The organism is Carnobacterium sp. TMP28 (genome assembly GCF_047553015.1).
In the GTDB taxonomy this organism is placed as follows: domain Bacteria; phylum Bacillota; class Bacilli; order Lactobacillales; family Carnobacteriaceae; genus Carnobacterium_A.
This window is the reverse complement of sequence record NZ_CP180212.1, coordinates 1-26,027: the sequence shown is the minus strand read 5'-3', so window position 1 is coordinate 26,027 and position 26,027 is coordinate 1. Positions and strand designations below refer to the sequence as shown.

The window sequence follows — 26,027 nt, the reverse complement described above, 5'->3', positions numbered from 1 at the left end:
TTATATTTTATGAATGCTTACTTTTATTTTACCGTTATTTTTTTCAAATGACTACTAAAAACCTTTTTCATAATAAAAGTCAAACTAGAAAAAAGAATTTTTCTAGTTTGACTTTTATTTTTTTAACATTAAACAACAAATAAAGACGTTGGCTCACTGGGATCTGTATCGTATACAAAAAAAGCTCTACCGACATCTAATTCCTTTTCTTTTAAAATATTTTCTGCCGTCATATGCGCTAATTCTTTCATATTGTTATCTTTACTTAAGTGTCCCAAGTAAATACGCTTTGTTTTATTTCCAACCATTTCAGCTAAGGCTAACGCACCATCTTCATTTGATAGATGGCCTTTATCGCCTAAAATGCGTTGTTTTAAATGCCAAGGGTAAGGTCCCATCCGCAACATTTGTAAATCATGATTGCTTTCAAATAGATAAGCATCAGCATCCGATAAAATACCTCGCATCCGATCGCTAACATAGCCTGTATCTGTTAGCATAACAAATCGTTTATCATTTTTATGGAAACTATAGAATTGTGGTGCAATCGCATCATGAGAAACACCAAAACTTTCGATGTCAATATCCCCAATCGTTAGCACTTTACCCATTTCAAAAATAAATTTTTGCTCATTTTTAATGTCCCCAATAATTGGTGACATAGCTTGCCATGTTTTTTCATTTGCATAAACATCTAAATGATATTTTCGTGCAAGGACTCCAACTCCATGAATATGGTCTCTGTGCTCATGAGTCACTAAGATGGCATCTAAATCTGCAGCATCTCGATTTATTTTTTTGAGCATTTCTATAATTTTTTTGCCACTTAATCCACTATCTACTAATATTTTTTTTTTCTCAGATTCAATATAAGTAACATTCCCAGAACTACCACTGGCTAAAATACTAACTTTTAAACCTTGATTTTGATTGTACAACATTTAGCTAAATCCTCCTTGTTCCTCTCGTTTAGTTTATATCAAATTAGCTAAAATATCCATAAGACTATTTTTTGAATTTATTTTTATAGAATAAAAAAGTCATACCATCAGATTTTAAAATCCTGGTGGTATGACTTTTTTTATTCTTTTTGAAAAGAAGAGTCTCTCGTTGGGTTTGGACTAGATGAATCTGATTCGTTAGAAGATTTCAACCTATTTTTCGTGACAGACTGAGGTTGCTCAAGTGTCGGAACTTTTAACACTGTCCCATTAATCGCATCGACACGTTTTACTTGTGTATCTGTACTAGATTCTATTTCTATAAACCAAGCTGGAGCGTACATGCTTAACTCTTCTAAATCTAACGTTTTATAATAACTTAAGACAGGTTTCTTAACAGTTGTATCTGCAGGTATTTCATTATTCTGATATAAAATACCTATAGCACTTTTATCCGTTATCAATTCCCGACTTTCTCCTTGAACCGTCACTGGTCCAGCATAACTTTGTTCATAAGAAATAACGTTTTTTGAGTTATCTAAATGAAATATAACTTCTGAAGTACCATCTGCGATAGGAATATTATTAGCAATTTGTGTGAAAATAACTTGTTGGCTATTTTTTATATAGCGAAAAAACTGATAGTCTTTAGCTGATAAAGCTTGGTTATTTTTTACATAAGAGGTTAATTTTTCAATATCTTTAGCATTAAACTCTTTTTCTGCTGTTAGTAAGATAGGAGAAAATAGAATCGTACTAAAAATAGAGCCTTTTTCTTCAATGATACCTGTCTGATTTGTTAAGCTATAACTTTCTGCCAATAAATCATTTGCTTCAGCTTGAACATAAGGAACCTTATTTTTTTCATCTTGAAAAGTAGGCAATTCAATAGCTGATTTGGACATCTCTTCTATAAAATTTACTTCTGAATTAGAAGAATTTGATGAAAAGTCATTGTAACTTTTATCAAAATAAGTCGATAAAAGAAATGCATTGAGCGCTAGAAAGGTTAAGATGAAAATGATTTCAATTCGTTTAAAGTCCATTTTCTACTCTCCCCCGTTCTCATCAAGTTCTTGAATGTTTACCCAACTTCCTTCAGTATAAATGTACCAATTTGGATCTAGCGTAATGACACGATCTGATTCTAGATTATTTGTCCATGTGTAGCCTATCTTAATATCATCAATCATATCTAGTGTATACTTTTTTTCAGCTAACTCTTTTAAGAGATCGGACCCACTTTGCAATGTTTTTTGATTTTTTTCATCAGAAATGGGTGTTTGAGCTACAACCATCGGAACTTGTAGCCTAGACATACCATCTTCTACTACTGTCAGATAAGTAGCACCATAGCCTATCGGACTAAAGACAGGAAATCCTTCAATATAACGTCGGTAAGTTACTTCATTGGTTTGCTTATTGTAATCAAAAAAATGTATTTCATCTGACCAATTTTCGTAAATGGTTAGTTCTTTAAATGAAAGCATTAATGTTTTTGTGAGTGGCATTGCTTTTGAAGAAGACCGGTTACGATAATAATTTAAAATATTTGTTTCTTCATTTATTCTCATCTCGCTAATGTAATCAAGATACTGAACCGATTGCTCACTTCTTTTTTCACGTACTTCTGAAGTATCGTCAAACAAACGTCCAATAAATAGACTATTAGGTTGTTTTTCTACCATATAGGTCAAGCAAGGCAACTTTATCTCATCAATTGGCAGATAAATATACTTTTCACCGATTTCTCTTATTTCTACAAAACGATAAGGAACCCCTTGTCTATGAATAGCTGCAAGTAGTTGTTCTTGATCAATCTCTTCTATTTCACTCGTATAAAGTAATTTCTCAGCAGTATTGTAAAAATTAATTTCACTCGGATTCGTCTCTGTTAAATAGATGCGATCAAATGTTTTCTCTGAATATTCTTCTTGTAGGTTAGAAAATAAATTACTTACTACACCAAAAGGAATGCTTTTGAAGTAAAGCCACTCAATTTTATCATCTACTTGATTTAATTCTGTTTGGTAGTCTCCACTAGAAAAATTAATCGGTTCTTCTAACTTATCCAATTTAATTTCATTAAATATTTTATTCGAAGAAGTTAAAACTTCTTTTTTCATTGTCATTCTTGCCTGCCCTGAATGATGCAAAACAATTTGAGAAGGGCCAAATACGCGAGAAAGTTGTCGTTTTATTACGACAGATGAGGATTTTTTCTGTTCATTTCCAGTCTGATTATCGTACTGACTTGGTCCCGTCCAAATACCCCACATCAAAACAAGACTAAGAAGAATTAGAATGATTAATAATGGTCGAACTAATTTACTCCATTTCACTCCCAATCATCCTCCTCGTAAGGAACATAAGGCAACAAAATATAGAATGTTGTCCCTTCGCCCTCAATACTATTAGCCCAAATTTTACCATGGTGTTTCTCGATTGCTTCTTTTGAAATAGCAAGCCCTAGCCCTGTTCCACCCATTGAACGTGCACGGGCCTTATCAACACGATAAAAGCGATCAAAAATATGTGGCAAATCTTTTTTAGGAATTCCCATTCCCTCATCCGTAATACTAATCATAACGTTATCGTGCGTTTCTTTTAAGCTACAATTGATAACGCCTCCTTCAGGTGAATATTTAAGCGCATTATTCATAATATTATCAAATACTTGTATCATTTTATCGGTATCTATTTCCATCCAAATTTGACGCTTGGTTATTTCTCGTTTAATTGTATATTTTTTTTCAAACTGATCAGCTGATTGAATCATCATATCAAATCGATCTAGTACGTGATTGAATAATCGGTTGATGTTAACATATTCGAGAGCAAGTGTGCTCTCACTAGCATCCATTCTAGATAGGTTGAGTAAGTCAGATATCATTCGAATCATACGATCTGTTTCTTCTTGCGTAACTTGTAAAAATTTTGGAGCAATATCTGGATCTTGCCAAGCACCATCAATTAATGCTTCTAGATAACTTTTCATACTAGTCAACGGTGTACGAAGCTCGTGTGAAACATTTGAAACAAAGTCCCTACGTTCACGTTCGATTTTTTCTTGTTCAGTAATATCATGCAATACACAAACAATTCCACTAATAAAACCTGTTTCTCTTTGGATTAAAGAAAAACCACCTTGTAAAATTAGAGGTGTTTCAGGAGTTGAAAAATCAAAAGATAGTTCTTGATCATTTTTTAATAGATTACGTAAAGTAAACTCATTTTCTTTTTTTAATATTTTTAAAATAGATTGACCTACCGCATCTTCTTGTGACGTACTTAGCATCTCGAGTGCCATCTCATTAATGATAATAATTTTCCCTCTACGGTCTGTAGCAATTACACCATCTGTCATATGTGTCAGAACACTATTTAATCTTCGTCGTTCAGCTTCAGTGGATTCTTGTGCATCTTCTACTTTAATAGAAAGGTCATTTATCGCCAACGACAATTGACCTAATTCATCTTCTCCATAAATTTTTACTTGACCAGAATAGTTTCCACCTGTCATTTGTACAGTTTGATTTGTCATTTCAGTAATGGGTTTAGTAATCGCTCTAGAAATGAATAAAGCTAAAAGAACCGTTAACCCCATTGAAATTAAGGAAGCATTCAAAAAAATAAATGTAATTTCTTCAATTTGTTGGTAAACCGTATCGATATTGGTTTTCAAAGAAATAGCACCCAGTACTTTATTTGATCCATCATTAGCAATAATAGGAGAAACCAACTTCCAGATTCGGTCGTTGGTTGTTTGGTCTCTATATTGACTTGTTATTTTGCTATTCAATAATAACGCTTGGTGAACATCACGATCATTAGAATTTTCACCAACAATTGATTGGTTTGTGCTATCGCTTGTTCCTATAATACGATGTTTAGGATTGATAACCTGAGCTTCTATTACACCATTTCCAGAAAAATCTGTTAAAAGTCTAGTAATTTCTTCATTCAAGTTAAGATTTTTATCATCTTTTAACAATGGTTGAAGAGTATTATCTAAAAAGCCTACTTGAAGACGTCTTTCCTCTTGAAAATTATCAATTAGCTTTGTTTCTAATTGTCTAACAAAATAAGCACCAATTAATTCTAATGCAACCAATAATAAAATAATGAAAACAAACACAATTTTAAAATCGACTGATTGAAAAAATCCAATTTTCTTTTTCATGAAATTCTACTCCTGTTCGGGATTTCTTAAATAGTACCCAACCCCGCGCCTCGTAACCAACCACGTTGGATGACTCGGGCTGTCTTCAATCTTTTCTCTTAATCTTCTTACCGTTACATCTACCGTTCGAACATCGCCGAAATAATCGTATCCCCAAACCGTTTGCAATAAATGTTCTCTCGTCATCACTTGGCCAAGATGTCTAGCTAGGTAATGCAGTAGTTCAAATTCTCGATGAGTGAGTTCAATCGTTTCGCCTCTTTTTGAAACGATATACGCATCAGGATGTACCGTTAATGCTCCAACTTCAATATCATTGGTTTCTTCTTCTTCAACAACGACAGATTTTGCGTTACTATGTCGTCTTAAATTTGCTTTCACGCGTGCAACCAATTCACGATTTGAAAATGGTTTAGTTACGTAATCGTCTGCACCTAATTCTAAGCCAAGAACTTTATCAATTTCTGAATCTTTTGCTGTCACCATAATAATTGGCATATCATGTGTTTTCCTTATTTCACGACAAACTTCTAAACCATCAATTTTAGGCAGCATTAAATCTAAGAGAATCAAGTCTGGTTCAACTTCTTTTACTTGTTCTAATGCTTCTTCACCGTCATAAGCTGTAAATACTTCATAGCCTTCTTTTACTAAATTGAATTTTACAATATCTGAGATTGGCTTTTCATCATCAACTACTAAAATTTTCTTCATTATACTAAACCCTCCTTGGAGTTTTAATCTTTCAGATAAGAGAATAAAATAAAGCTACTCTATCCTCCATTATACCCAACACGTTAGGGAAGTGCAAAATAAAGTAGTATCCGCTTTCTTTCATGAACATAACTAGTAACAAACTCTAAGATAGTTTTTTATCGTTATTTCCCTGTTTTTTTGAAAACTGTTAGCGCAATAGTTTCACCAGCTCGTGCTTTTTGTTCTGGATTTAATTCATATCGATAAAGGTCACTACAACCATTAATAATCACTACTGATATCGTTAACTCTTTTTCTTGTTCCATTAAATAATCAAAATCTACTGTTGCTAATAGCTCGCCGCACTCAACTAACATTCCTATTTTCAAAGAACTTTTAAACCCTTTACCCCTCAAGGTTACCGTATCTAAGCCAATATGAACTAGTACTTCAATGCCTTTATCTGTAACAATACCATATGCATGTAATGCATCTGCAACTTGAAATAGCCTGCCGCTAACAGGCGAAAGTACATCCTCTGATGTAGGTTGTATTGCAAAACCATCACCCATCATTTTTTCTGAAAATACAGGATCTTTTACGTCTTCAATTGGAATAATTTTACCGTTTGTTACAGCATATAATTCTGTTTTAATTATTTCTTCCATAGTCGTTTCTTGTACTGGATTATTTGATAACGTACTCACTTTAATCATCCCCCAATGACATAGCATCTGCTTATTTCAATCAATTTTTTATTTGCTCTTCATGTAACCTTTATTGTAACGGATAAAAGCCCATTTGACTATATGTTCAAATAAATCTATCCTTTTTATTTCCCTCGTTTTATTAGGAAAAAGCCGACTTTGACTAGCAGATACGATTACATATTGTTTGGATATTCACACATTTAATGGTAATCTTAAGACATAAATTATCTTTAAGAATAGAAAGGAGCGCGAAAAATAGATGACTGGTGGGATTATAGCCTTAATCATTGCTGTTTTAGCTTTAATCGTGTTAACCGTATTCGGCTTGATTGTTTTGAAAAAAGTTTCTCATTTGATGAAAGAAATCAATAAAACGGCTGTTACTGCTCAAGATAAAATAGATTTTTTCACTAAGGATACTGATGCTATTACAGCCAAACTAAATCATATAACACAAAGAGCAAATGGATTATCTACAGAATTAAATATAAAAATGGAAAAAATCAATTATTTTTCTGAAACAACAACTGATTTTCAAGACGCTTTAGACGAATTAAAAAACTCAATCGAACGTTTCTTTTCAGGATTTTTTAATTTTTCAAATAAAAAATCACCTCATTATCCATCTTCTAGTACTATTTTAAAAAAAACAGCTAAAAAGCTTATTAAAAAAAGAAAAACAGCCTAGTTTTAGGTAACTAACTTAACTAAAGGAGAATGTCAAGATGTCAAAAAATAATTTTATGGGTACTTTATTTTTCGGAGCAGCTGCTGCCGTAACAGCATTATTATTTGCTCCAAAATCTGGAAAAGAATTGCGTAACGATATAAAAGAAGAATCATTATCAATGAAAAATCAGGTAATGGATAAAGTAAATGAGTTAGTAGATGAAGTAAAGGTAGCTTATAAAGAAGTTGAAGAAGAAATATATGATGAAAATCCAGAATTAGTTGATCCTAATGAAAGCGTTGAAAATAACTTAGATGAAATAGCTATCAGATTGGACCCAATGCCTATCCAAGATGAAATGCATCCTGATGAGTCAACAATGGAAGAATTAGCTCCTCACAATGATTTAAAAATTGATGATCGTCGTGGACAAATTTAATAGAGTTTAATAAAAAAGTTCTCTGCTAAAATGCAGAGAACTTTTTTAAAACTTTTTTATCAAGTACTTTGTTTCACCCAGACAGATAATGAACCAGCCTCAACAATAAAGTGACCCCATCCATTCTCGTCAATCGTTACAGAATCTTGACTATTTTCTAAATAATCTAAGAATAGTTCTCCAGATTGTTCTTCACCAATATACATATCTTTGTATCCTTTTTCTGAATTAGAAAGAATTACTGCACACCCATTTGGATTATCTTCATTACCCATTCGAGTCCAACCAATACAATTAGCATGATCTAAATAATCTACTTGCTCCCCATAAGCATAGTTAGCTCGAATATAAAGAAGTCGATCAATTATTTCTCTTTGGGGTTCAATTGGATTATCTCCTTTAATACCATAATAGTCACCATAAAATAGGCAAGGATAGCCTTTTTCTCGTAATAAAATTGAACCATAAGCCATTGGTTTAAACCATGGTTCAACAAACGATTCTAGTGATTGACCCGGTTGTGAATCATGATTATCAACAAATGTAACGGAATGAGAATCATTTTTTTGCATCAACGTTTTATTAAATAGCTTACGTAAGTCATAATCATTTCCTGATTTTGATGCTTGTTCAAAGTTTGTATGCAAACTTACATCAACTAAATCTAAATGAAAATCTCCTGCTTCTAAATAATTTTCCATCTCATCGTAAGTATTTCCCCAATACTCTCCGACTATATAAAATTGTTCACCAAATTCATCACGCATTGTTCTAACTAAATCAAAAATAAATTCTTCATTAATATGTTTAATCGCGTCTAACCTAAAGCCGTCTATGCCTGTCTCTGCTACAAACCACTTAGCCCAATTCTTTGTTTCTTCAATGATATCTGGATGACTGTAGTCAACATCAGCATACATCAAATAATCATAATTCCCATGTTCATCATTTACTTTATTATCATCTGCCCAACTCTTATTCTCTCCTTGAATAAGATAAATCGCTTCTTTACCGTTAGCTTGATTGTAATCAATTCCGGTAAAGTGCTCCCATGACCATTTAAATTTTGAATAGGTATCGTTTCTACCAGGATAGGTAAATTTAGTCCATCCTTCAATTTCGTAAGAATCGCTGACTGTTTCATTACGATTGTCAGGATCTACTTCAACCGCTAAAAATTTTTCTGTTTCATCTGCTCCAGCTTTATGATTTAACACAATATCTGCATAGACTTGAATACCGTATTTATGCAATTCATCTATCGCTGCTTTTAAGTCTTGTTTTACTCCATACTTCGTTCGAATAACTTCTTTTTGTTTAAACTCTCCTAGATCATACAAATCATAAATACCATAACCAACATCGTTCGTGCCTGTTGCTTTAAAGCAAGGTGGAATCCAGACGCTAGTTATCCCTATTTCACTCAAATGTTTTGCATCGTCTTTCAATCGTTGCCAATGTTTTCCATCGTCTTCTACAAACCATTCAAAATATTGCATCATAACCCCATTTTTCATCGTTTCATCTCCCTTATTATTCTTTTTCCTTAGGCTAAATAATAAGCCTTAAAAGAAATTTTGGCAATTTTTAAGCAATTGCAACTTCATTAGGTAAAAATAAAAAAACGTATCGGCTACGAAAAAAGCCCATACGTTTTCTTATTTTTGTACCTTAGAAATGACTAAAGTTGTGTCCAAATATCTTCTAGCACATTTGTTTGCTCCCGATCTGGACCTACTGAAAAAGTTAAAAGAGGTACTCCAACTAATTCAGAAACACGTTGAATATAGTGCTGTGCTTGGATGGGTAATTCTTCTAAGGTTTTACAACTTGTAATATCTTCACTCCAACCTGGTAATTCTTCGTATACAGGTTGACACTCTGCTAATTCTTTTAAGCTTGCTGGGTAGTATAAAATGTGTTTGTCTTCTCTTTCGTAAGCTGTACATATTTTAACTGTTTCTAATCCACTCAAAACATCAATTGAATTTAGCGAAAGATTAGTAATACCTGATACACGCTTAGAGTGACGCATAACGACAGTATCTAACCAACCAATACGACGTGGACGACCAGTCGTTGTTCCATATTCTTTTCCTATATCGCGGATGCGTTGACCGATATCGTCTTGTAACTCTGTTGGAAAAGGACCATCTCCTACACGAGAAGTATAAGCTTTACATACTCCTACTACTTTATCTATTTTAGATGGACCTACACCACTTCCAATCGTCACCCCTCCAGCTACAGGGTTAGAGGATGTTACAAAAGGATAGGTTCCTTGATCAATATCAAGCATCACTCCTTGAGCACCTTCAAATAATACACGCTTATTATCGTCTAATGCTTCGTTTAAAATAACTGAAGTATCACAGATATAATGCTTTATTTCTTGGCCATAGTGATAATATTCTTCAAAAACATCTGAAAATTCAATTGGCTTTGAATCAAATATTTTTGTGAACAGTTGATTTTTTTCTTCCAAATTAATACGTAAACGTTCTTCAAAAATTTCTTTATCTAATAAATCAGCCATTCTAATGCCTACTCTGGCAGCTTTGTCCATATAAGCAGGTCCAATTCCTTTAATAGTTGTTCCAATTTTTTGATCGCCTTTTGATTCTTCTTGTAATTGATCTAATTGAATATGATAAGGTAGAATAACATGAGCTCGATCAGAGATACGCAAATTATCTGTACTTACTCCATTTTCATGTAGGTAAGCTAATTCTTTAATAAGAGCTTTAGGATTAATAACAACGCCATTTCCAATCACACTTATTTTTTTAGAAGCAAATATGCCAGATGGGATCAAATGAAGTTTAAACGTTTTTCCATCAAATTTAATCGTATGTCCTGCATTGTCTCCTCCTTGATAACGTGCAATAATTTCTGCTTTTTCACTTAAAAAATCTGTAATTTTACCTTTTCCTTCATCGCCCCATTGTGTACCAACTACTACTACTGAAGACATCAAAACACCTCGTTTATTTTTTATTTTCTAAAACACTCGGTTAGTTTATCAGTATTCTTAAAAAAATTCAATTAAAATCCGAATATTCCTTATTTAAAATGAAAATTATCGTCAAATAAACGAATAATTAATAATTTATTCATAAAAAATAAAGTTAAAAACGAACGATATCGTCTTTAACCTTATTTCTTATCTTTGAGGTATATCATCTGGGAAATAAGATAGAGATGAAAACTTATTGTATTCCTTAATAAATAAAAGCTTAACTGTTCCACGTGCTCCACTTCTATTTTTCTCAATAATAACTTCTATGATGTTTTCTTGGCCTGCCATATCTGAATCTTCATCTTCATCGCTTTCTTCACGATCATAGTAATCATCTCGATAAAGAAACGCAACAATATCAGCATCTTGCTCGATAGAACCAGACTCACGAATATCACTCAAAACTGGGCGCTTATCTTGTCGCTGTTCAACTCCACGTGACAACTGAGATAATGCCATAACAGGTACATCCAATTCTTTAGCTAACTTCTTTAATTGCCGTGAAATTTCAGAGACTTCCTGTTGACGGCTCTCTCTACCAGTTCCTTCAATTAGCTGTAAATAATCAATTAAAATAAGACCTAATTCACCTTTTTCTTGCTTCAACCGCCGACATTTCGCTCTGATCTCAGCGACTCTAATTCCTGGTGTGTCATCTATGTAAATACTCGCTTTAGATAGACTACCCATCGCCACAATCAAATTTTGCCATTCCTCTTCGGAGAGATTTCCGGTCCGTAAATTACTAGCATCGATACTTCCTTCAGCACAAAGCATTCGATTAACAAGTGATTCTGCACCCATTTCTAAACTAAAGATAGCGACTGTTTTATCTGTTTTTGTTCCAACATTTTGAGCAATATTTAAAGCAAAGGCCGTTTTACCAACAGCTGGTCTAGCAGCTAAAATGATTAATTCTTCTTTTTGAAGTCCTGCTGTCATCTTATCTAGAGCCTTATAGCCTGTTGGTAATCCCGTAATTTCTTCATCATTTTGGTACAGTTCATCAATTCGTGCAATAGAAGTATTTAAAACTTCTGAAATAGACAAAAAACCGCTTCTACTACGTTTTTCAGAAACTTCTAATATACTACGCTCTGCTTCATCTAAAATAGACGCAAGCTCGTCTCCTTCGTCATATCCCTTTGCAACGATTTCTGTCGCTGTTCGAATTAAATTTCTTAAAATAGATTTCTGCTCAACAATTTTAGCATAATGCTCCATATTAGCAGCAGTGGGAACAATCATAGCTAATTCAGCTAAATAAGCCATTCCGCCAACATCTTCTAATTGATTTTTAGATTCTAATGCATTTGTGATGGTTACAATATCAATAGCTTCATTATTATTATTTAAATCCAACATTGTTTGAAAAATAAGTTGGTGTCCACGTCGATAAAAATCTTTTGCTTCAATAAATTCTAACGCTCCTACAACCGTATCAGGATCCAAGAAAACAGAACCTAATACAGCTTGTTCAGCTTCAATACTCTGAGGTGGTAAGCGGTCCTGAAAAGCTTCATTTGCCAATTTTCCTCTTCCTTTCAATAGTACAATTTTATTCTACTATTTTTAACGGATTATCTTTCTTATTTTACCTTAGTCTTATACTAAACACAATCAATTAATACGAACATCCGTTCCTTTTTTATTGCAATTAAAAAATGTTTAATCAGCTTTTTCTCTGATTAAACATTTTAGTAGAACAGTTTTATTCAGGTAATACATTTACCGTCATTGTCGCAACAACTTCAGGATGAATTTTAACATCTACTTTCATTGATGTAACTGTACGAATGGGAACATTTAATTCAATCTTACGTTTATCTAATTTTATTCCTAATTGTTTTTGAGCTGCTGCTGAAATTTGTTTAGTTGTAATTGAACCAAATAATCGACCATCCTCAGCTGCCTTAGATTTAATAACTAGCGCATTAGATTCTTTTTCTAATAAGTTCTTAACTTCTTGTGCTTCTTGCTTAATTTCAGCTTGTTGCTTTTCTTCAGCATGAATTTTTCCTTTTAATTCGCTTAGAGAACCTGTTGTTGCTTCTTTAGCTAATCCGTTTTTAATTAAGAAGTTATGTGCATATCCATCAGCTACATTTTTGACTTCTCCTTTTTTACCTTTACCTTTTACATCTTTCAATAAAATAACTTTCATTCTTATTCCTCCTCATCTTGTTTAGCTACTACTATTCGTAATTTCTCTTTTACTTGTGCGATAGTACAATTCTCTATTTGTGTAGCTGCATTTGATAAGTGCCCACCGCCACCAAGTTCTTCCATAATAATTTGAACATTTATTTCGCCTAAACTTCGAGCACTAATGCCTACTTTTCCATCAGACCGTTTAGTGATGACAAAGGCAGCATCGACATCTGTCATTCCTAACATGGTATCTGCTGTTTGTGCCGCCACAACTGTATCATAAATCTTGTCCTCTTCGCCAATAGTAACCGCCATCTTATCACTAATAAATTCAATTGTTTTAATTAAATGACTACGAAGTAAATACGTATCTTTATCTTCTTTTAAAAAGCGTTGAATTAGAACAGCATCGGCTCCACAAGACCTCAGATAACTAGCAGCATCGAATGTACGCGAACCTGTGCGTAAAGAAAAACTCTTAGTATCCACTATTATACCACCTAGCATCGCTGTTGCTTCAATTTTATTAATCGAATCAGCTTCGCTTGGTTGATATTCAAATAATTCTGTAACAAGTTCTGCAGTTGATGAAGCATAAGGTTCAATGTAGACTAGTACTGGTTTATCTGGAAATTCTTCACTTCTTCGATGGTGATCGATAATAACAATGTCATTAATTTGATTCACTAGTTTAGGTGCTATAGAAAGTGAAGGACGATGGTGATCTACCATTACTAATAAAGTCGTAGAAGTAAACATTTCTTCAGCAGTCTCAGGCGTAATCATATATCGGCTAATGGAATTGTCTTTTTCTACTTCTTCAATTAATTGCTTGATATCTTTACTAAGATTATCTGGATCTATAATAATCCAAGCTTCCTTGTTATTCATCTCAGCAATTCTTCGAACACCCAGTGCAGATCCAATAGCATCCATATCAGGATAACTATGTCCCATAATAAAAATTTGATCGGATTGTTTCATTAATTCTTGCAAAGCTTGACTAATAATCCTGGAACGAACACGCGTTCTCTTCTCCATTGGATTTGTTTTTCCTCCATAGTAACGTGGTTCACCACTAGATGATTTGACAACAACTTGATCTCCACCTCTACCTAATGCTAAATCAAGATTAATTTGAGATTGCTTAGCTAGTAGACTCAAGTCATTGTTATCATAAGCTAATCCAATACTTAATGTTAATGGAAAATTTTGTTTAGAAGTTCTTTCTCTAATCCGATCAATAATAGCGAATTTATCTTCTTCTATTTTTTCTAAAGACCATTGATGCATCATAACGATAAAGCGGTCTTCTGATACTCTTTTTAGATAGATATGGTGTTCTTTTGCCCAATTAGATAATTCTGTCGTAACAAAATTATTTAAATTAGAAATACTTCGATCATTCATTCCTTGGATAATTTCATCATGATTGTCTACAAAAATATTTCCAATTACAATTTTTTCATCTTCATATTTCACTTTGATTTGGGCATATTCAGTAATATCCATTAAATAGACAACACGGATATCTTCCTGAATAATAATTTGATAAACATTTTCGCCCCAATGAACGGTTTGTAAACCTGAAGACTGGCTACTTTCAATGACATCTGCTAATTCTTTATCAATCTCAGAAATTTTTTTCCCTAAAACTCCTTGATGCCCGAAATAATTTTGAAGATAAGGATTTGTCCATTGTACTTCATATTCTTCATTAAACAGTAAAATACCAATCGGCATTTTGATAAGTGCTTCTTGTTCTCCTCTTTTAATTCGGTAAGATAAATCAGTAATATATTTGTGTGTTTCTACACTGATTTTTTTAGCCAAGTAATACAAAGAAAGAACTGTAATGATAAAAGCAACTAGCAAAACTATTCCGATCATAAAATGGACAAAAAAACCTAATATGATTGTAATCCATTGCAATAAACCAATAACAACAGAAAACCATTTAAATTTAGTATCATTTAAAAAATTCGGGAGCTTTTCCATAGATAACTTTTTCATAATTAACTCCTTTTGATCTGTTCCTTTATTTAAGCAACAACTTATATTTTAACATGTTTTCTATTTGGATACTAGATATTAGATTTCTAAAATTGTTTCACATGAAACAATTTTAGAAATCTAATACATAAAACTAAAGCAAAAAAAAGAATCATGATAAATTATCACGATTCTTTCTAACTCTTTTATTCAGCTGTGACGAATGGTAATAATCCCATGATACGTGCACGTTTGATTGCAATTGTTATTTTACGTTGGTTTTTAGCTGAAGTGCCACTAACACGACGAGGTAAAATTTTACCTCTTTCAGAGATAAATCGTTTTAAAAGATCAAGATCTTTAAAATCGATATGTTCAATGTGGTTAGCTGCAATATAATCAACTTTACGGCGCTTACGTCCGCCTCTACGTTGGATAGCCATTTTTCTATTCCTCCCTTATGTTTCTAATTTAAATTAGAACGGTAAATCATCATCTGAAATATCAATCGGCTGGCTACTCTTTTCGAATGGATCCGAGTTTCCAAAATCAGGATATTGTGAATTTTGATTTTGAGGAGCTGATTTTTGCGAATAATTATTTTGTGTTTGGCTAGTTGAACTTTGCTGATATGTCTTCGCTGTATTACCTGTATCATCTGAACCTCGACGTTGGTCGTTGGCAGACTTAGATTCTAACATTGAAAAATTCTCAACAACTACTTCAGTAACATAAACACGCTGTCCTTGTTGGTTGTCATAAGAACGTGTTTGAATACGTCCTTCTACACCAATCAACGATCCCTTACGAGTGAAGTTAGCTAATGTTTCAGCCGTCTTTCTCCAAGCTACGCAGTTAATGAAATCTGCTTCTCTTTCACCTTTTTGGTTTGTAAACTGTCTGTTTACCGCTACAGTAAACGATGCAACAGCTGCACCATTTGAAGTGTATCTCAAATCCGCATCTTTAGTTAATCTTCCAACTAAAACAACATTATTAATCACAATAATAGCTCCTTTCAAAAAATTGTTTCACATGAAACAATCACAAATTTAAGCTTCTACTTTAATAGTCATATGACGTAAAATATCATCATTGATTTTAGATAGACGATCGAATTCATTGATTGCTGCTGCGTCTGTTGCTGATAGTTTTACGATATGATAAATTCCTTCGTGGAATTTTTTAATTTCGTAAGCTAAACGGCGTTTAGACCAGTCTTTAGATTCAGTGATTTCAGCACCATTATCTTTTAAAATAGTATCGAAACGTTCGATTAAAGCAGCTTTGTCAGCTTCTTCAATGTTTGGACGAATAATGTATAAAATTTCGTAGTTTGTTACTTTGCTCATCTTGACTGTCACCTCCTTATGGACTTTGGCTCATTCATTTGAACGAGCAAGGAGAGCATCTATATATAGATTACTCACGTTTAATAAATATATCATATTCTCTAACAAACAGCAATACTTTTTGTTGAAACTTATTCTCAATTTCAAAAACCAACTGATTTATCCCTTTATTTTTGAAAAATCATGCTATTTATTTGATAAACTCGATTAAATTACTTATGGAAATTAAAAATAGACTTTAAACGAGCTAACGAACCTCACTTAAAGTCTATTTAACTTACTTATTCTTTTTGATCAGTCTCTTCTTCACTTGATAAAGATTCTTCTACATCCGGTTTTGATTCGGTTGTAAGAATAAGTTCATCTGTTGAAATGACTTCTAAATCAGTTTTTTCTTCTTGCACGTCTACTTCTTCAGCTTCTACTTTTGCCATAGTAGATACAGCACCATTATCCCCTACACGTATTAAGCGTACACCCAGTGTTACGCGTCCAGTTTGCGAGATACTAGATGCACTAAAGCGGATGATGACACCAGCATTAGTAATGAGCATGATATCTTCTTCACCTTTTACAGTCGTTAAACCAGCTAAGTTCCCATTTTTTTCGGTAATGTTAGCCGTCTTGACTCCCTTACCACCACGGCCTTTAATAGCATACTCACTTGCACTTGTGCGTTTGCCATATCCTTTTTCGGTAATAATTAGCACTTCAGATTCAGGTGTTAATAAATCCATACCCACAACATAATCCTCTTCACGTAAACGAATACCACGAACACCACTAGCACTTCTTCCCATATTACGCACAGCATTTTCTTCAAAACTTACTGCGTAGCCTTGATGTGTTCCAATGATAATATTTTGTTTTCCATCTGTGATAGAAACTTTCATTAGTTCATCATTTTCACGTAACACAATTGCTCTGATTCCGTTGCTTCGTATATTTAAGAAGGCTGAAATACTTGTGCGCTTAACGGTTCCTTGACGTGTTGTAAAGAAGAGGTAACGATCATCGTCTTCTTTATTTTTCAGATTAATAACCGTCTGAATTTTTTCATCTGAGTCTATTCCTAATAGATTAATAACAGGAATACCTTTAGCCGTGCGACCATATTCTGGAATTTCATAGCCTTTAGAACGATACACTTTTCCACTATTCGTGAAGAATAGCAACGTATCGTGGGTTGAACAAGAAACCAACGTTTCAATGAAGTCATCGTTATGAACGCCCATTCCCTGTACACCACGGCCACCACGTCTTTGCGTTTTGAACTCTGAGCTTGCAATACGCTTTACGTATCCGTTATGAGTCAATGTGATAACTACTTCTTCTTCTTCGATTAAATCTTCATCTTCAAGGCTGAGTACTTCACCAACTAATAATTCTGTTCGACGAGCATCACCAAAACGATCTTGTAGTTCTAGTAATTCTGTCTCAATAATCGTATGGACGCGTTCTGGATTATCTAAAATATCCTTCAAATCAGCAATTAGTGCAATCAAATCATTGTATTCAGACTCTATTTTTTCACGCTCTAAACCTGTTAAACGAACCATTCGCATATCTAATATCGCTTGAGTTTGTTTATCAGATAAACCATATATCTCAATCAACGCATTTTTAGCTACTTCACCTGTTTTCGATCCACGAATAATGCGGATGATTTCATCTATATGATCTAAAGCAATACGCAGACCTTCAAGAATGTGTGCACGTGCTTCTGCTTTTCGCTTATCATATGCTGTTCTTCTACGGATAATATTTTCTTGGTGCTTTAAGTATTCCTCTAAAATTTCTTTTAAGCTTAATACTTTTGGAACACCATTGACAATAGCTAACATATTAAAGCCAAAAGATGTTTGTAAAGAAGATAATTTGTATAAATTATTTAAGACTACACTCGCACTCATATCACGACGGACATCAATAACTACACGCATGCCATCACGGTCTGATTCGTCCGCTAGATCAGTTATTCCTTCAATTCGCTTATCTCTAGCCAAATCAGCAATACGTTCAACTAAGCGGGCTTTATTCACCATATAAGGCAATTCGTGCACAATGATTCTTTCTCTACCCGTTTTTGTGATTTCAATTTCTACTTTCGCACGAATCGTAATAGAGCCTCGACCTGTTTCATAGGCTCTTCTAATACCTGATTTACCCATTACTAACCCACCAGTTGGAAAATCTGGACCAGGCAAAGCTTCCATTAAGTCAGCAGTTGTTGCCTCAGGGTCTTTCATCAAGATATGGAGCGCAGAAATAACCTCGGTCAAGTTATGTGGTGGAATATTTGTTGCCATTCCTACAGCAATTCCTGTTCCTCCATTGACTAAAAGATTAGGAAAACGAGCAGGTAAAACTTCTGGTTCTCGCTCTGAGCCATCATAGTTATCACGATAATCAACTGTATCTTTGTTTAAGTCACGCAACATTTCTAAAGCCATCCGAGTCATTCGAGCCTCGGTATACCGCATTGCTGCAGCGCCATCTCCATCAACTGAACCAAAGTTTCCATGTCCATCCACTAATGGATAGCGGTAACTAAAATCTTGTGCCATACGAACCATTGATTCATAAATCGCACTATCGCCGTGAGGATGATATTTACCCATAACATCTCCAACAATACGAGCTGATTTTTTATGGGCTTTATCAGGCGTAACGCCTAATTCACTCATTCCATACAATATTCTACGATGAACTGGTTTTAATCCATCACGTACATCAGGTAATGCCCGTGCTACAATAACACTCATTGCGTAATCAAGGAATGATGTTCGCATTTCCTGGCTTAAATTTTTATGTTCAATATTTTCTTCAAATTCTTCGGCCATTCTTCATTATCCTCCCTTGATTAAATATCTAAGTTCTGAACGTAGCGAGCGTTGTCTTCAATGAATTTACGACGTGGTTCCACTCTGTCACCCATAAGCATGTCCATTACTTGATCTGCTTCAATTGCGTCTTCAACAGTAATCTGAAGCAAACGTCTATTTTCTGGATTCATTGTTGTATCCCATAATTGTTCAGCATCCATTTCACCTAAACCTTTGTAACGTTGAATAGAAGGTTTAGGTGCAAGAGGCCATTCTTTCAATAATTTATCTAATTCTTCTTCAGAATCAAGATAGACCATTTTTTTACCTTGTTTTACTTGATATAAAGGCGGTTGTGCAATATAAACAAATCCTGCCTCAACAACTGGTCGCATATAACGATAGAAAAGTGTTAAGAGTAATGTCCGAATATGTGCCCCATCAACATCGGCATCCGTCATAATAACTAATTTATGGTAGCGAGCTTTCGATAAATCGAAATCCCCACCAAAGCCGGTTCCCATAGCTGTAAAGAGTGCGCGTATTTCCTCGTTACCTAAAATCCGATCTAATGTCGCTTTTTCAACGTTTAGAATTTTACCACGGATAGGCAGAATTGCTTGGAATAAACGAGAACGTCCTTGTTTAGCTGAACCTCCAGCAGAATCTCCCTCAACAATGAATATTTCACTAATCTCTGGGTTTTTACTAGAACAATCTGCTAATTTACCTGGTAAATTACTAATTTCTAAGCCACTTTTTTTACGTGTCACTTCACGAGCGCGTTTTGCTGCTAAACGAGCTCGTGAAGCTAGAAGTCCTTTTTCAACTATTTTTCGTGCTGTTTGAGGATTTTCCATTAAAAACTTATCAAAATGTGCAGAAAAAAGACGATCGGTAATCGTTCTTGCTTCAGAGTTACCCAATTTTGTTTTTGTCTGTCCTTCAAATTGAGGATCTGGGTGTTTGATCGAAACAACAGCCGTTAGTCCTTCACGTACATCTTCACCCGTCAGGTTATCTTCGTTTTCCTTTATTAGTTTATTGCGTTTTGCGTAGTCATTGATAACACGTGTTAAAGCTGTTTTGAAACCAGACTCATGTGTTCCACCTTCATAAGTATGAATATTATTCGCAAATGTTAATAAATTAGAATGATAGCCATCTGTGTACTGCATCGCTACTTCAACCGCGATGCCTTGTTGCTCGCCTTCTAGAAAGATTGGCTCTTCGAATAAAATATTTTTATTTTTATTTAAGAATCCAACGTAACTCTTTATACCACCTTCGTAGTAATATTCTTGCAGTTGAGGTTTTTCTTCTCTCTTATCCTCAATCGTTATTTTTAATCCTCGATTTAAAAATGCTAATTCACGAACACGAACAGCTAGCCTGTCATAATCAAAAATAATGGTTTCTTTAAAAATTTCCGTATCAGGTAAAAAATTGACCGTTGTACCATGACGATCTGTATCACCAATAATCTCAACATCATTTAAAACAGCGCCCCTAGAGTAACCCTGGAAATAAATTTTTCCATTTTTGTGTACTCGCACTTCCAGACTTGACGATAAGGCATTCACAACGGAACCACCTACCCCATGTAAACCACCAGAGACCTTATAGCCTCCGCCACCAAATTTCCCACCAGCATGAAGGATGGTAAAGACTGTTTCAAGAGCTGGACGACCTGTTTTCTTTTGAATATCGACAGGAATTCCACGCCCATTATCAATTACAGTAATCCCATTATTAACTTCAACAATCACGTTAATTTCATCTGCAAATCCAGCTAGCGCTTCATCTATTGAGTTGTCTACAATTTCCCACACTAAATGGTGCAAGCCTTCTCCACTTGTTGACCCAATGTACATACCGGGTCGTTTACGTACAGCTTCTAATCCTTCTAATACTTGAATTTGACTTGCATCATAATCTTGGGCTATATCATTTTTACTTCTAATTTCTTCAGACAAATTCATTCACTCTCCGTTTCTACATGACCATTCTCAATTCGGAAGACCTTGGGAGCTTCCAACATTTCTTTTTTAACTCCATCTAAACTAGTCGTTGTTAAAAAAGTTTGAACTTTATTTTGAATCGCCTTTAGTAAATGCGTTTGGCGTTCATCATCTAATTCAGACAGGACATCATCCAGCAATAAAAGTGGATATTCACCCGTCATTTCTTTCATCAAATCAATTTCTGCTAGTTTAATACTTAGAGCTGCTGTTCTTTGTTGACCTTGGGAGCCATAGGTTTGTACGTGTCTTTGGTTAACTTTAAATTTTAAATCATCTCTATGAGGGCCAAAAAGAGTGATCCCTTGATCTAATTCTCGTTTTTGCCCCTCTTTATATGTTTGAAGCAAATCTAGATAGATTTGTTTTTTATCTTGCGTATTAGATAAAGCAACCGTGGACTGGTACTCAATTTCTAAGCATTCTTTTTGTTTAGAAATTTCATAATGAATTGGTGCAGCCCAATTTCCTAATTTAGTTACAAATAAATAGCGTTCAGCTAAAATAGCTGCACCATGCTCAGCTAATTGTTCGGTTAAGACTTCTAAAAAAGTAAGATCTTGTTTTTTTTGAAAAGCTAGTTGTTTTAAATATTGGTTTCGTTGCTTCAATATCCGTTGGTATTGCACTAAATGGTGTAAATAAATAGGGCTCATCTGCCCCATTTCCATATCTATGAATTTTCTTCTTACGGATGGTGAGCCTTTGACTAACGATAAATCCTCAGGAGCAAAAAGAATAACATTTAAATTACCAATATAGGCACTTAATTTTTTTTGCTCTAAATGATTAAATTTAGCCTTTTTGCCTTTAGTAGAAATTGAGATAGCTAGAGGGAAATTAGAGCTTTTTTTTTGAATTCTTCCACTTACTCGTGCGTTATCTTGTTCCCAGCGAATCAATTCTTTATCATTTGCTGTTCGATGGCTTCTTGCCATAGCTAACACATAGATAGCTTCCATTAAACTCGTTTTACCTTGTGCGTTTTCTCCTAAAAAAACATTAATTCCTTGGGAAAAAGTTACCTCGGCACTTTCATAATTGCGATAATTTAACAGTTGGATATCTTTCAAGAACATTAGTGCTCATCCTTAGTCTTAGTTGTTTTTTTAGCTGAATGAACAGATTGAACAAAAAATGTTCCTTCTCCTGAAATTTCTACAACTGTTCCTGGATAAAGTTTTTTGCCCCTTCGGTTTTCTAGCTCATTATCAACCATGATAGTGTTTTCAGCTAAATAACCTTTTGCCATTCCACCACTGCCAATAATATTAGCATGTTTTAAAAACTGACCTAAAGTAATAAATTCGTTACTAATTGAAATAGTCTTTTTCATTAAATCACCTGCTTTCATTAAAATAAGCGTGGAGTATAAAAACCACGCAAGTCGCACTCATTTATTAGCTTTATTATACCTTTTATTTATGAAGAATACAATCGCTATTAGAATTTAGATAAGGTTCTTTACGTTTTGATGACTAGATACAAAAAGACCTTAAATATGCGAAAGTTGCTTAAAAGTGAAAAAAAACCTGTTTTTGAATGATTCAACAAAAAAACAACTCTTCTGATGATTCAGAAAAGCTGTTTTGTATTTATTAAAATGTACGGACAGGTGTAATCAATTGGATAAATGTCTGATCATTTTCACTTGGTACCAAAATGAACGGTCGAACAGGTGAAGTAAATTTAATTTTAATTGTTGTTTGTCCAAAAGTCCTTAAGGCATCTTTCATATAATCCGGATTAAAGGACAATTCAATTGGATCTCCATTAACTGAAATATAGTCTAGTTCTTCTTGGACATTACCTATATCTGGCGAATTTCCTGAAATTTCAACTAAATCTGGATGAATGGTAATTTTAACAACATTATTTTTTCCTTCATGTGAAAGCAACGAAGCTCTTTCAATTGCACCTAACAAAATATTTGCATTAAATTCGATTTCTGTCACGGATGTTTCAGGTATTAGACGTTTTGTATCTGGATAATAACCTTCTAGTAAACGAGAATAGAAAAACATATTTTCTGTTTTAAATAAAACTTGGTTTTCAGTAATGATTAATTCAATTGTTTCAGAATTGTCATCTAATGTACGAGATAATTCAATTAAACTTTTACCCGGAATGATAACGTTATATTTTTTCCCAGCTTGTTCTTCAGTCATTTCTAAAGGAATAATTCGTTGACTTAATCTATGGCTGTCTGTAGCAACAGCTAAAATTTGTCCGTTTTCTATAACTATATTAATTCCTGTTAAAATTGGTCTGCTTTCATGGGTAGAAACAGCAATTACAGTTTGCCCTATTACTTGTTTAAACAAACCTACTGGTAAATGAAAAGATTCATTTGTGTCAATTACTGGTAAGTGAGGGTAATTATTTGCATCTAAGCCATTAATCGTAAATGAAGCCGTTGCTGAAGTAATTAATGTTTGAAAATGATCAAGAACTTCTATTTCCATTGTTTCTTCAGGTAATTTTTTTACGATTTCACTAAAGAAACGAGCTTGCAATACAATGCTACCAGTTTTTTCAATGATTAATGTGTTGGATTCATCTGATACCGGAATAAATGTTTCTATGGAGATATCGGAATCACTACCGGTTAACGTAATTCCTTCTTCATTTGCTACGATTTTTATACCAGTCAAAATAGGAATAGTCGTTCTTGAAGAAATAGCTCTCTGAACATCAGCCATACTTTTCAAAAATGCGCTTCTTTTTATTGTAAATTTCATTGAATAAACCTCCAAAATATAGTTAATTAATTTAATAAGATCTTTAGTAATAGTAGTAGGGCCTGTGGATACTGTTGGTAAGTAGGTTTAGCCTAAATACAGCAAGGTTTTGCACATGTGGACAACTTGTGGAAAAAACAAGGACAACTTTCATAGTTATGCACATGTGAATAAACTATTTTTTGACGAATGAGAAAAAATAAGAAGATAGTTACCTTGAAAGTTAACTTAGTTTATTTTTTATTTCTTCTATGTCTTGTCTTAATTGATAATCTTTTGTAATGGCACGATTGATTTTTTCGTAGGCATGGATAACAGTGGTATGATCTTTCCCACCAAATTCAGCACCGATTTTTGGTAAAGAATTTGCAGTTAGTTCACGTGATAGAAACATAGCAATTTGTCTAGGTAAAACAATCGCTTTGACACGCTTTTTACCTTTTAAATCAGTTAGAGAAATTTGATAATATTTAGCGACAACATTTTGAATATCTAAAATAGATAAGATAGTTGGTTTATTTGAAGGAAGCATACTTTTCAAAGCATCTGCTGCAAGACTCGTAGTGATATCTCGACTTTCGATAGCTGCGAATGCTTGAACCCGTACCAAAGCTCCTTCTAGTTCACGAATATTAGAATCAATTTGTCCTGCGATGTAACTTAAAGTATCATCAGGGATTTCTAACCGCTCTGCATTTGCTTTTTTTCTTAAAATAGCAATACGTGTTTCAAGATCAGGTGGAGTAATATCGACAGATAAGCCCCAAGCAAAGCGTGATATTAATCGTTCTTGTAATTTAGGAATTTCATTAGGTAAGCGATCACTAGTCAATACAATCTGTTTGCGATCATCGTATAAAGCATTAAAGGTATGGAAGAATTCTTCTTGTGTTCCTTCCTTATCTGCAAAGAACTGGATATCATCTACCAATAACAAGTCAACACTGCGGTATTCGTTTCTAAATTTTTCCTGTGTTTTATTTTGGATTGAGTTAATAAAATCATTTGCAAAGGTTTCACTACTTACATATTTCACTTTCGCATCTGGATTGAGTAGCAACATTTGATGGCCGATAGCATGCATTAAATGTGTTTTTCCTAATCCAACTCCACCATAAAAAAATAAGGGATTATAGATGGTTCCGGGTTCCTCTGCAACGACTAATGCAGCAGCATGAGCCATTTGGTTGCCTTTACCAATAACGAAAGTATCGAAAGTATACTTATCGTTTAATTGAATATCTTTTCTAAAGGAATTTTTTTGTATCAAAGATTGACTTTGTTGTCTTCCGTTATGATTAGAATTTTCTTGTTCATTCTTTATAACAAATAGCGGTGAGATTTCGCGACTAGAGTATTCATATATATTTTCAACAATACGAGTAGCTAAATTATTTTCCCAATACTCTTTATGTAAAGAGGATGGAACTTCAATAATAATATTATTTTCAGTTATACGAATTGGATTGGCACTTTCAATCCATGTATCGTAGCTGACCTTTGATAATGATTCTTTAAATTTTTCTTTTAAAAAATTCCACAAAGATTGTAAATCATCCAAACAGAGAACCTCCTTTATAAATATGTCTGTTTCATTTTAGCACGTTAATAAAAAGTTTTCCACAGATAGTTTAATCCTGTTAAATAATTATCCCGAACCTGTAGATATTGTTATCCACAGGTGAAAAATAACTGTGTATAACAATTATTTATCCACCACTTATAAGATTTAAAGTGGATAAGTAATCTTTTATAAGCCTATATCGATAGCGTTTTCAGTAGTTATCCACAGAAATATTATATTTAAGAAAGAGCTATGTACACAGGTTGTTCATTTGTGGATAACTATATTGTAACTTAAATTTAATAAAAGCACAAAAAAAAGTTATACTAAGACATGTGGATAATAAAAACGGATTGTGGATATCTTTTGCTAATAGAAAATACGACACAATTGACTATAAGTTTTTAGTTATAGTCGTTTGTTTTAAGTAAAGATAGCGATTATTTAGTAGATAAAAAGATTGAATGCAGTAGTTAAAAGGAGTATTTTTTTCAGTGAAAAACACTAAAAAAATAGGTTAAATAGATTGATTCTAACAAATAATTGAAAGAAATTCAGTAAAAATATGAAAAGAAGGTTTCTTATTTTTTTTATTTATGCTATCATGTTGAAGTGAATGATTGAAAATAAGAAGTTCTTAATTTGATAGGACTATTTTTATTTCGTTATCATAAAATTAAAACTGTCTTATACTGATGAAAAAAATTAATGAGAGATAGTTAT

22 protein-coding genes are annotated in these 26,027 nt (G+C 33.6%); 2 read left to right on the top strand and 20 right to left on the bottom strand.

What is annotated here, in order from left to right:
* Positions 1–128: 128 nt before the first annotated feature.
* From ACMHYH_RS00110 to ACMHYH_RS00085, 6 genes are all read right to left on the bottom strand, one after another.
* Entirely contained in the window at positions 129–941 is an 813-nt protein-coding gene (locus ACMHYH_RS00110; protein WP_414839410.1) for an MBL fold metallo-hydrolase, read from the bottom strand.
* A gap of 140 nt (positions 942–1,081) precedes the next feature.
* On the bottom strand, positions 1,082–1,987 hold the full coding sequence (locus tag ACMHYH_RS00105; RefSeq protein ID WP_414839409.1) for a two-component system regulatory protein YycI: 906 nt from the start codon (positions 1,985–1,987) through the stop codon (positions 1,082–1,084).
* A gap of 3 nt (positions 1,988–1,990) precedes the next feature.
* Entirely contained in the window at positions 1,991–3,283 is a 1,293-nt protein-coding gene (locus ACMHYH_RS00100; RefSeq protein ID WP_414839408.1) for a YycH family regulatory protein, read from the bottom strand.
* Positions 3,280–5,124 carry a cell wall metabolism sensor histidine kinase WalK gene (walK, locus tag ACMHYH_RS00095; protein ID WP_414839407.1) on the bottom strand — a complete coding sequence of 615 codons (1,845 nt, stop codon included), beginning with the start codon at positions 5,122–5,124 and terminating at the stop codon, positions 3,280–3,282. The genes ACMHYH_RS00100 and walK overlap by 4 nt, the downstream gene beginning before the upstream one ends.
* 6 nt (positions 5,125–5,130) lie before the next feature.
* The gene (yycF, locus tag ACMHYH_RS00090; protein ID WP_414839406.1) at positions 5,131–5,838 is read right to left on the bottom strand and encodes a response regulator YycF; all 708 of its coding nucleotides are present in this window, start codon (positions 5,836–5,838) and stop codon (positions 5,131–5,133) included.
* Between the two features lie 164 nt (positions 5,839–6,002).
* Positions 6,003–6,527 carry a PTS glucose transporter subunit IIA gene (locus ACMHYH_RS00085; protein ID WP_414839405.1) on the bottom strand — a complete coding sequence of 175 codons (525 nt, stop codon included), beginning with the start codon at positions 6,525–6,527 and terminating at the stop codon, positions 6,003–6,005.
* Between the two features lie 262 nt (positions 6,528–6,789).
* Here ACMHYH_RS00085 and ACMHYH_RS00080 point away from each other — a divergent pair, with 262 nt between their 5' ends.
* Both ACMHYH_RS00080 and ACMHYH_RS00075 read left to right on the top strand, forming a co-directional pair.
* On the top strand, positions 6,790–7,218 hold the full coding sequence (locus tag ACMHYH_RS00080) for a DUF948 domain-containing protein (RefSeq protein ID WP_414839404.1): 429 nt from the start codon (positions 6,790–6,792) through the stop codon (positions 7,216–7,218).
* Positions 7,219–7,255: 37 nt separating this feature from the next.
* On the top strand, positions 7,256–7,639 hold the full coding sequence (locus tag ACMHYH_RS00075) for a YtxH domain-containing protein (RefSeq protein ID WP_414839403.1): 384 nt from the start codon (positions 7,256–7,258) through the stop codon (positions 7,637–7,639).
* A gap of 59 nt (positions 7,640–7,698) precedes the next feature.
* Here the strand turns inward: ACMHYH_RS00075 and ACMHYH_RS00070 are convergent, their stop codons facing one another.
* From ACMHYH_RS00070 to dnaA, 14 genes are all read right to left on the bottom strand, one after another.
* The gene (locus tag ACMHYH_RS00070) at positions 7,699–9,156 is read right to left on the bottom strand and encodes an alpha-amylase (protein ID WP_414839402.1); all 1,458 of its coding nucleotides are present in this window, start codon (positions 9,154–9,156) and stop codon (positions 7,699–7,701) included.
* 164 nt (positions 9,157–9,320) lie between these two features.
* On the bottom strand, positions 9,321–10,613 hold the full coding sequence (locus ACMHYH_RS00065; RefSeq protein WP_414839401.1) for an adenylosuccinate synthase: 1,293 nt from the start codon (positions 10,611–10,613) through the stop codon (positions 9,321–9,323).
* Positions 10,614–10,802: 189 nt separating this feature from the next.
* Positions 10,803–12,188, bottom strand: a complete 1,386-nt coding sequence (gene dnaB, locus ACMHYH_RS00060; RefSeq protein WP_414839400.1) for a replicative DNA helicase — start codon at positions 12,186–12,188, stop codon at positions 10,803–10,805.
* Between the two features lie 181 nt (positions 12,189–12,369).
* Positions 12,370–12,822 carry a 50S ribosomal protein L9 gene (gene rplI, locus ACMHYH_RS00055; RefSeq protein WP_414839399.1) on the bottom strand — a complete coding sequence of 151 codons (453 nt, stop codon included), beginning with the start codon at positions 12,820–12,822 and terminating at the stop codon, positions 12,370–12,372.
* A gap of 2 nt (positions 12,823–12,824) precedes the next feature.
* Positions 12,825–14,822 carry a DHH family phosphoesterase gene (locus ACMHYH_RS00050; protein WP_414839398.1) on the bottom strand — a complete coding sequence of 666 codons (1,998 nt, stop codon included), beginning with the start codon at positions 14,820–14,822 and terminating at the stop codon, positions 12,825–12,827.
* 185 nt (positions 14,823–15,007) lie between these two features.
* Positions 15,008–15,244: a 30S ribosomal protein S18 gene (rpsR, locus tag ACMHYH_RS00045; protein ID WP_085558931.1), complete on the bottom strand. Its 237-nt coding sequence runs from the start codon at positions 15,242–15,244 to the stop codon at positions 15,008–15,010.
* A gap of 33 nt (positions 15,245–15,277) precedes the next feature.
* A complete protein-coding gene (ssb, locus tag ACMHYH_RS00040; RefSeq protein WP_414839397.1) occupies positions 15,278–15,805 on the bottom strand; it encodes a single-stranded DNA-binding protein in 528 nt (175 codons plus the stop codon).
* A gap of 48 nt (positions 15,806–15,853) precedes the next feature.
* Entirely contained in the window at positions 15,854–16,153 is a 300-nt protein-coding gene (gene rpsF / locus ACMHYH_RS00035; RefSeq protein WP_085558933.1) for a 30S ribosomal protein S6, read from the bottom strand.
* Between the two features lie 281 nt (positions 16,154–16,434).
* A complete protein-coding gene (gene gyrA / locus ACMHYH_RS00030; protein WP_414839396.1) occupies positions 16,435–18,996 on the bottom strand; it encodes a DNA gyrase subunit A in 2,562 nt (853 codons plus the stop codon).
* A gap of 20 nt (positions 18,997–19,016) precedes the next feature.
* Positions 19,017–20,960 (bottom strand): DNA topoisomerase (ATP-hydrolyzing) subunit B, encoded by a 1,944-nt coding sequence (gene gyrB / locus ACMHYH_RS00025; protein WP_414839395.1) that lies wholly within the window; start codon positions 20,958–20,960, stop codon positions 19,017–19,019.
* Entirely contained in the window at positions 20,957–22,078 is a 1,122-nt protein-coding gene (recF, locus tag ACMHYH_RS00020) for a DNA replication/repair protein RecF (RefSeq protein WP_414839394.1), read from the bottom strand. The genes gyrB and recF overlap by 4 nt, the downstream gene beginning before the upstream one ends.
* Complete coding sequence (gene yaaA, locus ACMHYH_RS00015; RefSeq protein ID WP_414840393.1) at positions 22,078–22,335, bottom strand: S4 domain-containing protein YaaA; 258 nt, start codon at positions 22,333–22,335, stop codon at positions 22,078–22,080. The genes recF and yaaA overlap by 1 nt, the downstream gene beginning before the upstream one ends.
* 262 nt (positions 22,336–22,597) lie before the next feature.
* Positions 22,598–23,740, bottom strand: a complete 1,143-nt coding sequence (dnaN, locus tag ACMHYH_RS00010) for a DNA polymerase III subunit beta (protein ID WP_414839393.1) — start codon at positions 23,738–23,740, stop codon at positions 22,598–22,600.
* 223 nt (positions 23,741–23,963) lie between these two features.
* Complete coding sequence (gene dnaA, locus ACMHYH_RS00005) at positions 23,964–25,301, bottom strand: chromosomal replication initiator protein DnaA (protein ID WP_414839392.1); 1,338 nt, start codon at positions 25,299–25,301, stop codon at positions 23,964–23,966.
* Positions 25,302–26,027 lie beyond the last annotated feature (726 nt).

Excerpts from the sequence above, each read along its gene's own strand:
- ACMHYH_RS00110 (WP_414839410.1), bottom strand. The coding sequence starts at position 941 with ATGTTGTACAATCAAAATCAAGGTTTAAAAGTTAGTATTTTAGCCAGT.
- ACMHYH_RS00105 (WP_414839409.1), bottom strand. The coding sequence starts at position 1,987 with ATGGACTTTAAACGAATTGAAATCATTTTCATCTTAACCTTTCTAGCG.
- walK (WP_414839407.1), bottom strand. The coding sequence starts at position 5,124 with ATGAAAAAGAAAATTGGATTTTTTCAATCAGTCGATTTTAAAATTGTG.
- yycF (WP_414839406.1), bottom strand. The coding sequence starts at position 5,838 with ATGAAGAAAATTTTAGTAGTTGATGATGAAAAGCCAATCTCAGATATT.
- ACMHYH_RS00080 (WP_414839404.1), top strand. The coding sequence starts at position 6,790 with ATGACTGGTGGGATTATAGCCTTAATCATTGCTGTTTTAGCTTTAATC.
- ACMHYH_RS00075 (WP_414839403.1), top strand. The coding sequence starts at position 7,256 with ATGTCAAAAAATAATTTTATGGGTACTTTATTTTTCGGAGCAGCTGCT.
- ACMHYH_RS00070 (WP_414839402.1), bottom strand. The coding sequence starts at position 9,156 with ATGAAAAATGGGGTTATGATGCAATATTTTGAATGGTTTGTAGAAGAC.
- ACMHYH_RS00065 (WP_414839401.1), bottom strand. The coding sequence starts at position 10,613 with ATGTCTTCAGTAGTAGTAGTTGGTACACAATGGGGCGATGAAGGAAAA.
- rplI (WP_414839399.1), bottom strand. The coding sequence starts at position 12,822 with ATGAAAGTTATTTTATTGAAAGATGTAAAAGGTAAAGGTAAAAAAGGA.
- ACMHYH_RS00050 (WP_414839398.1), bottom strand. The coding sequence starts at position 14,822 with ATGAAAAAGTTATCTATGGAAAAGCTCCCGAATTTTTTAAATGATACT.
- rpsR (WP_085558931.1), bottom strand. The coding sequence starts at position 15,244 with ATGGCTATCCAACGTAGAGGCGGACGTAAGCGCCGTAAAGTTGATTAT.
- rpsF (WP_085558933.1), bottom strand. The coding sequence starts at position 16,153 with ATGAGCAAAGTAACAAACTACGAAATTTTATACATTATTCGTCCAAAC.
- gyrA (WP_414839396.1), bottom strand. The coding sequence starts at position 18,996 with ATGGCCGAAGAATTTGAAGAAAATATTGAACATAAAAATTTAAGCCAG.
- gyrB (WP_414839395.1), bottom strand. The coding sequence starts at position 20,960 with ATGAATTTGTCTGAAGAAATTAGAAGTAAAAATGATATAGCCCAAGAT.
- recF (WP_414839394.1), bottom strand. The coding sequence starts at position 22,078 with ATGTTCTTGAAAGATATCCAACTGTTAAATTATCGCAATTATGAAAGT.
- yaaA (WP_414840393.1), bottom strand. The coding sequence starts at position 22,335 with ATGAAAAAGACTATTTCAATTAGTAACGAATTTATTACTTTAGGTCAG.
- dnaN (WP_414839393.1), bottom strand. The coding sequence starts at position 23,740 with ATGAAATTTACAATAAAAAGAAGCGCATTTTTGAAAAGTATGGCTGAT.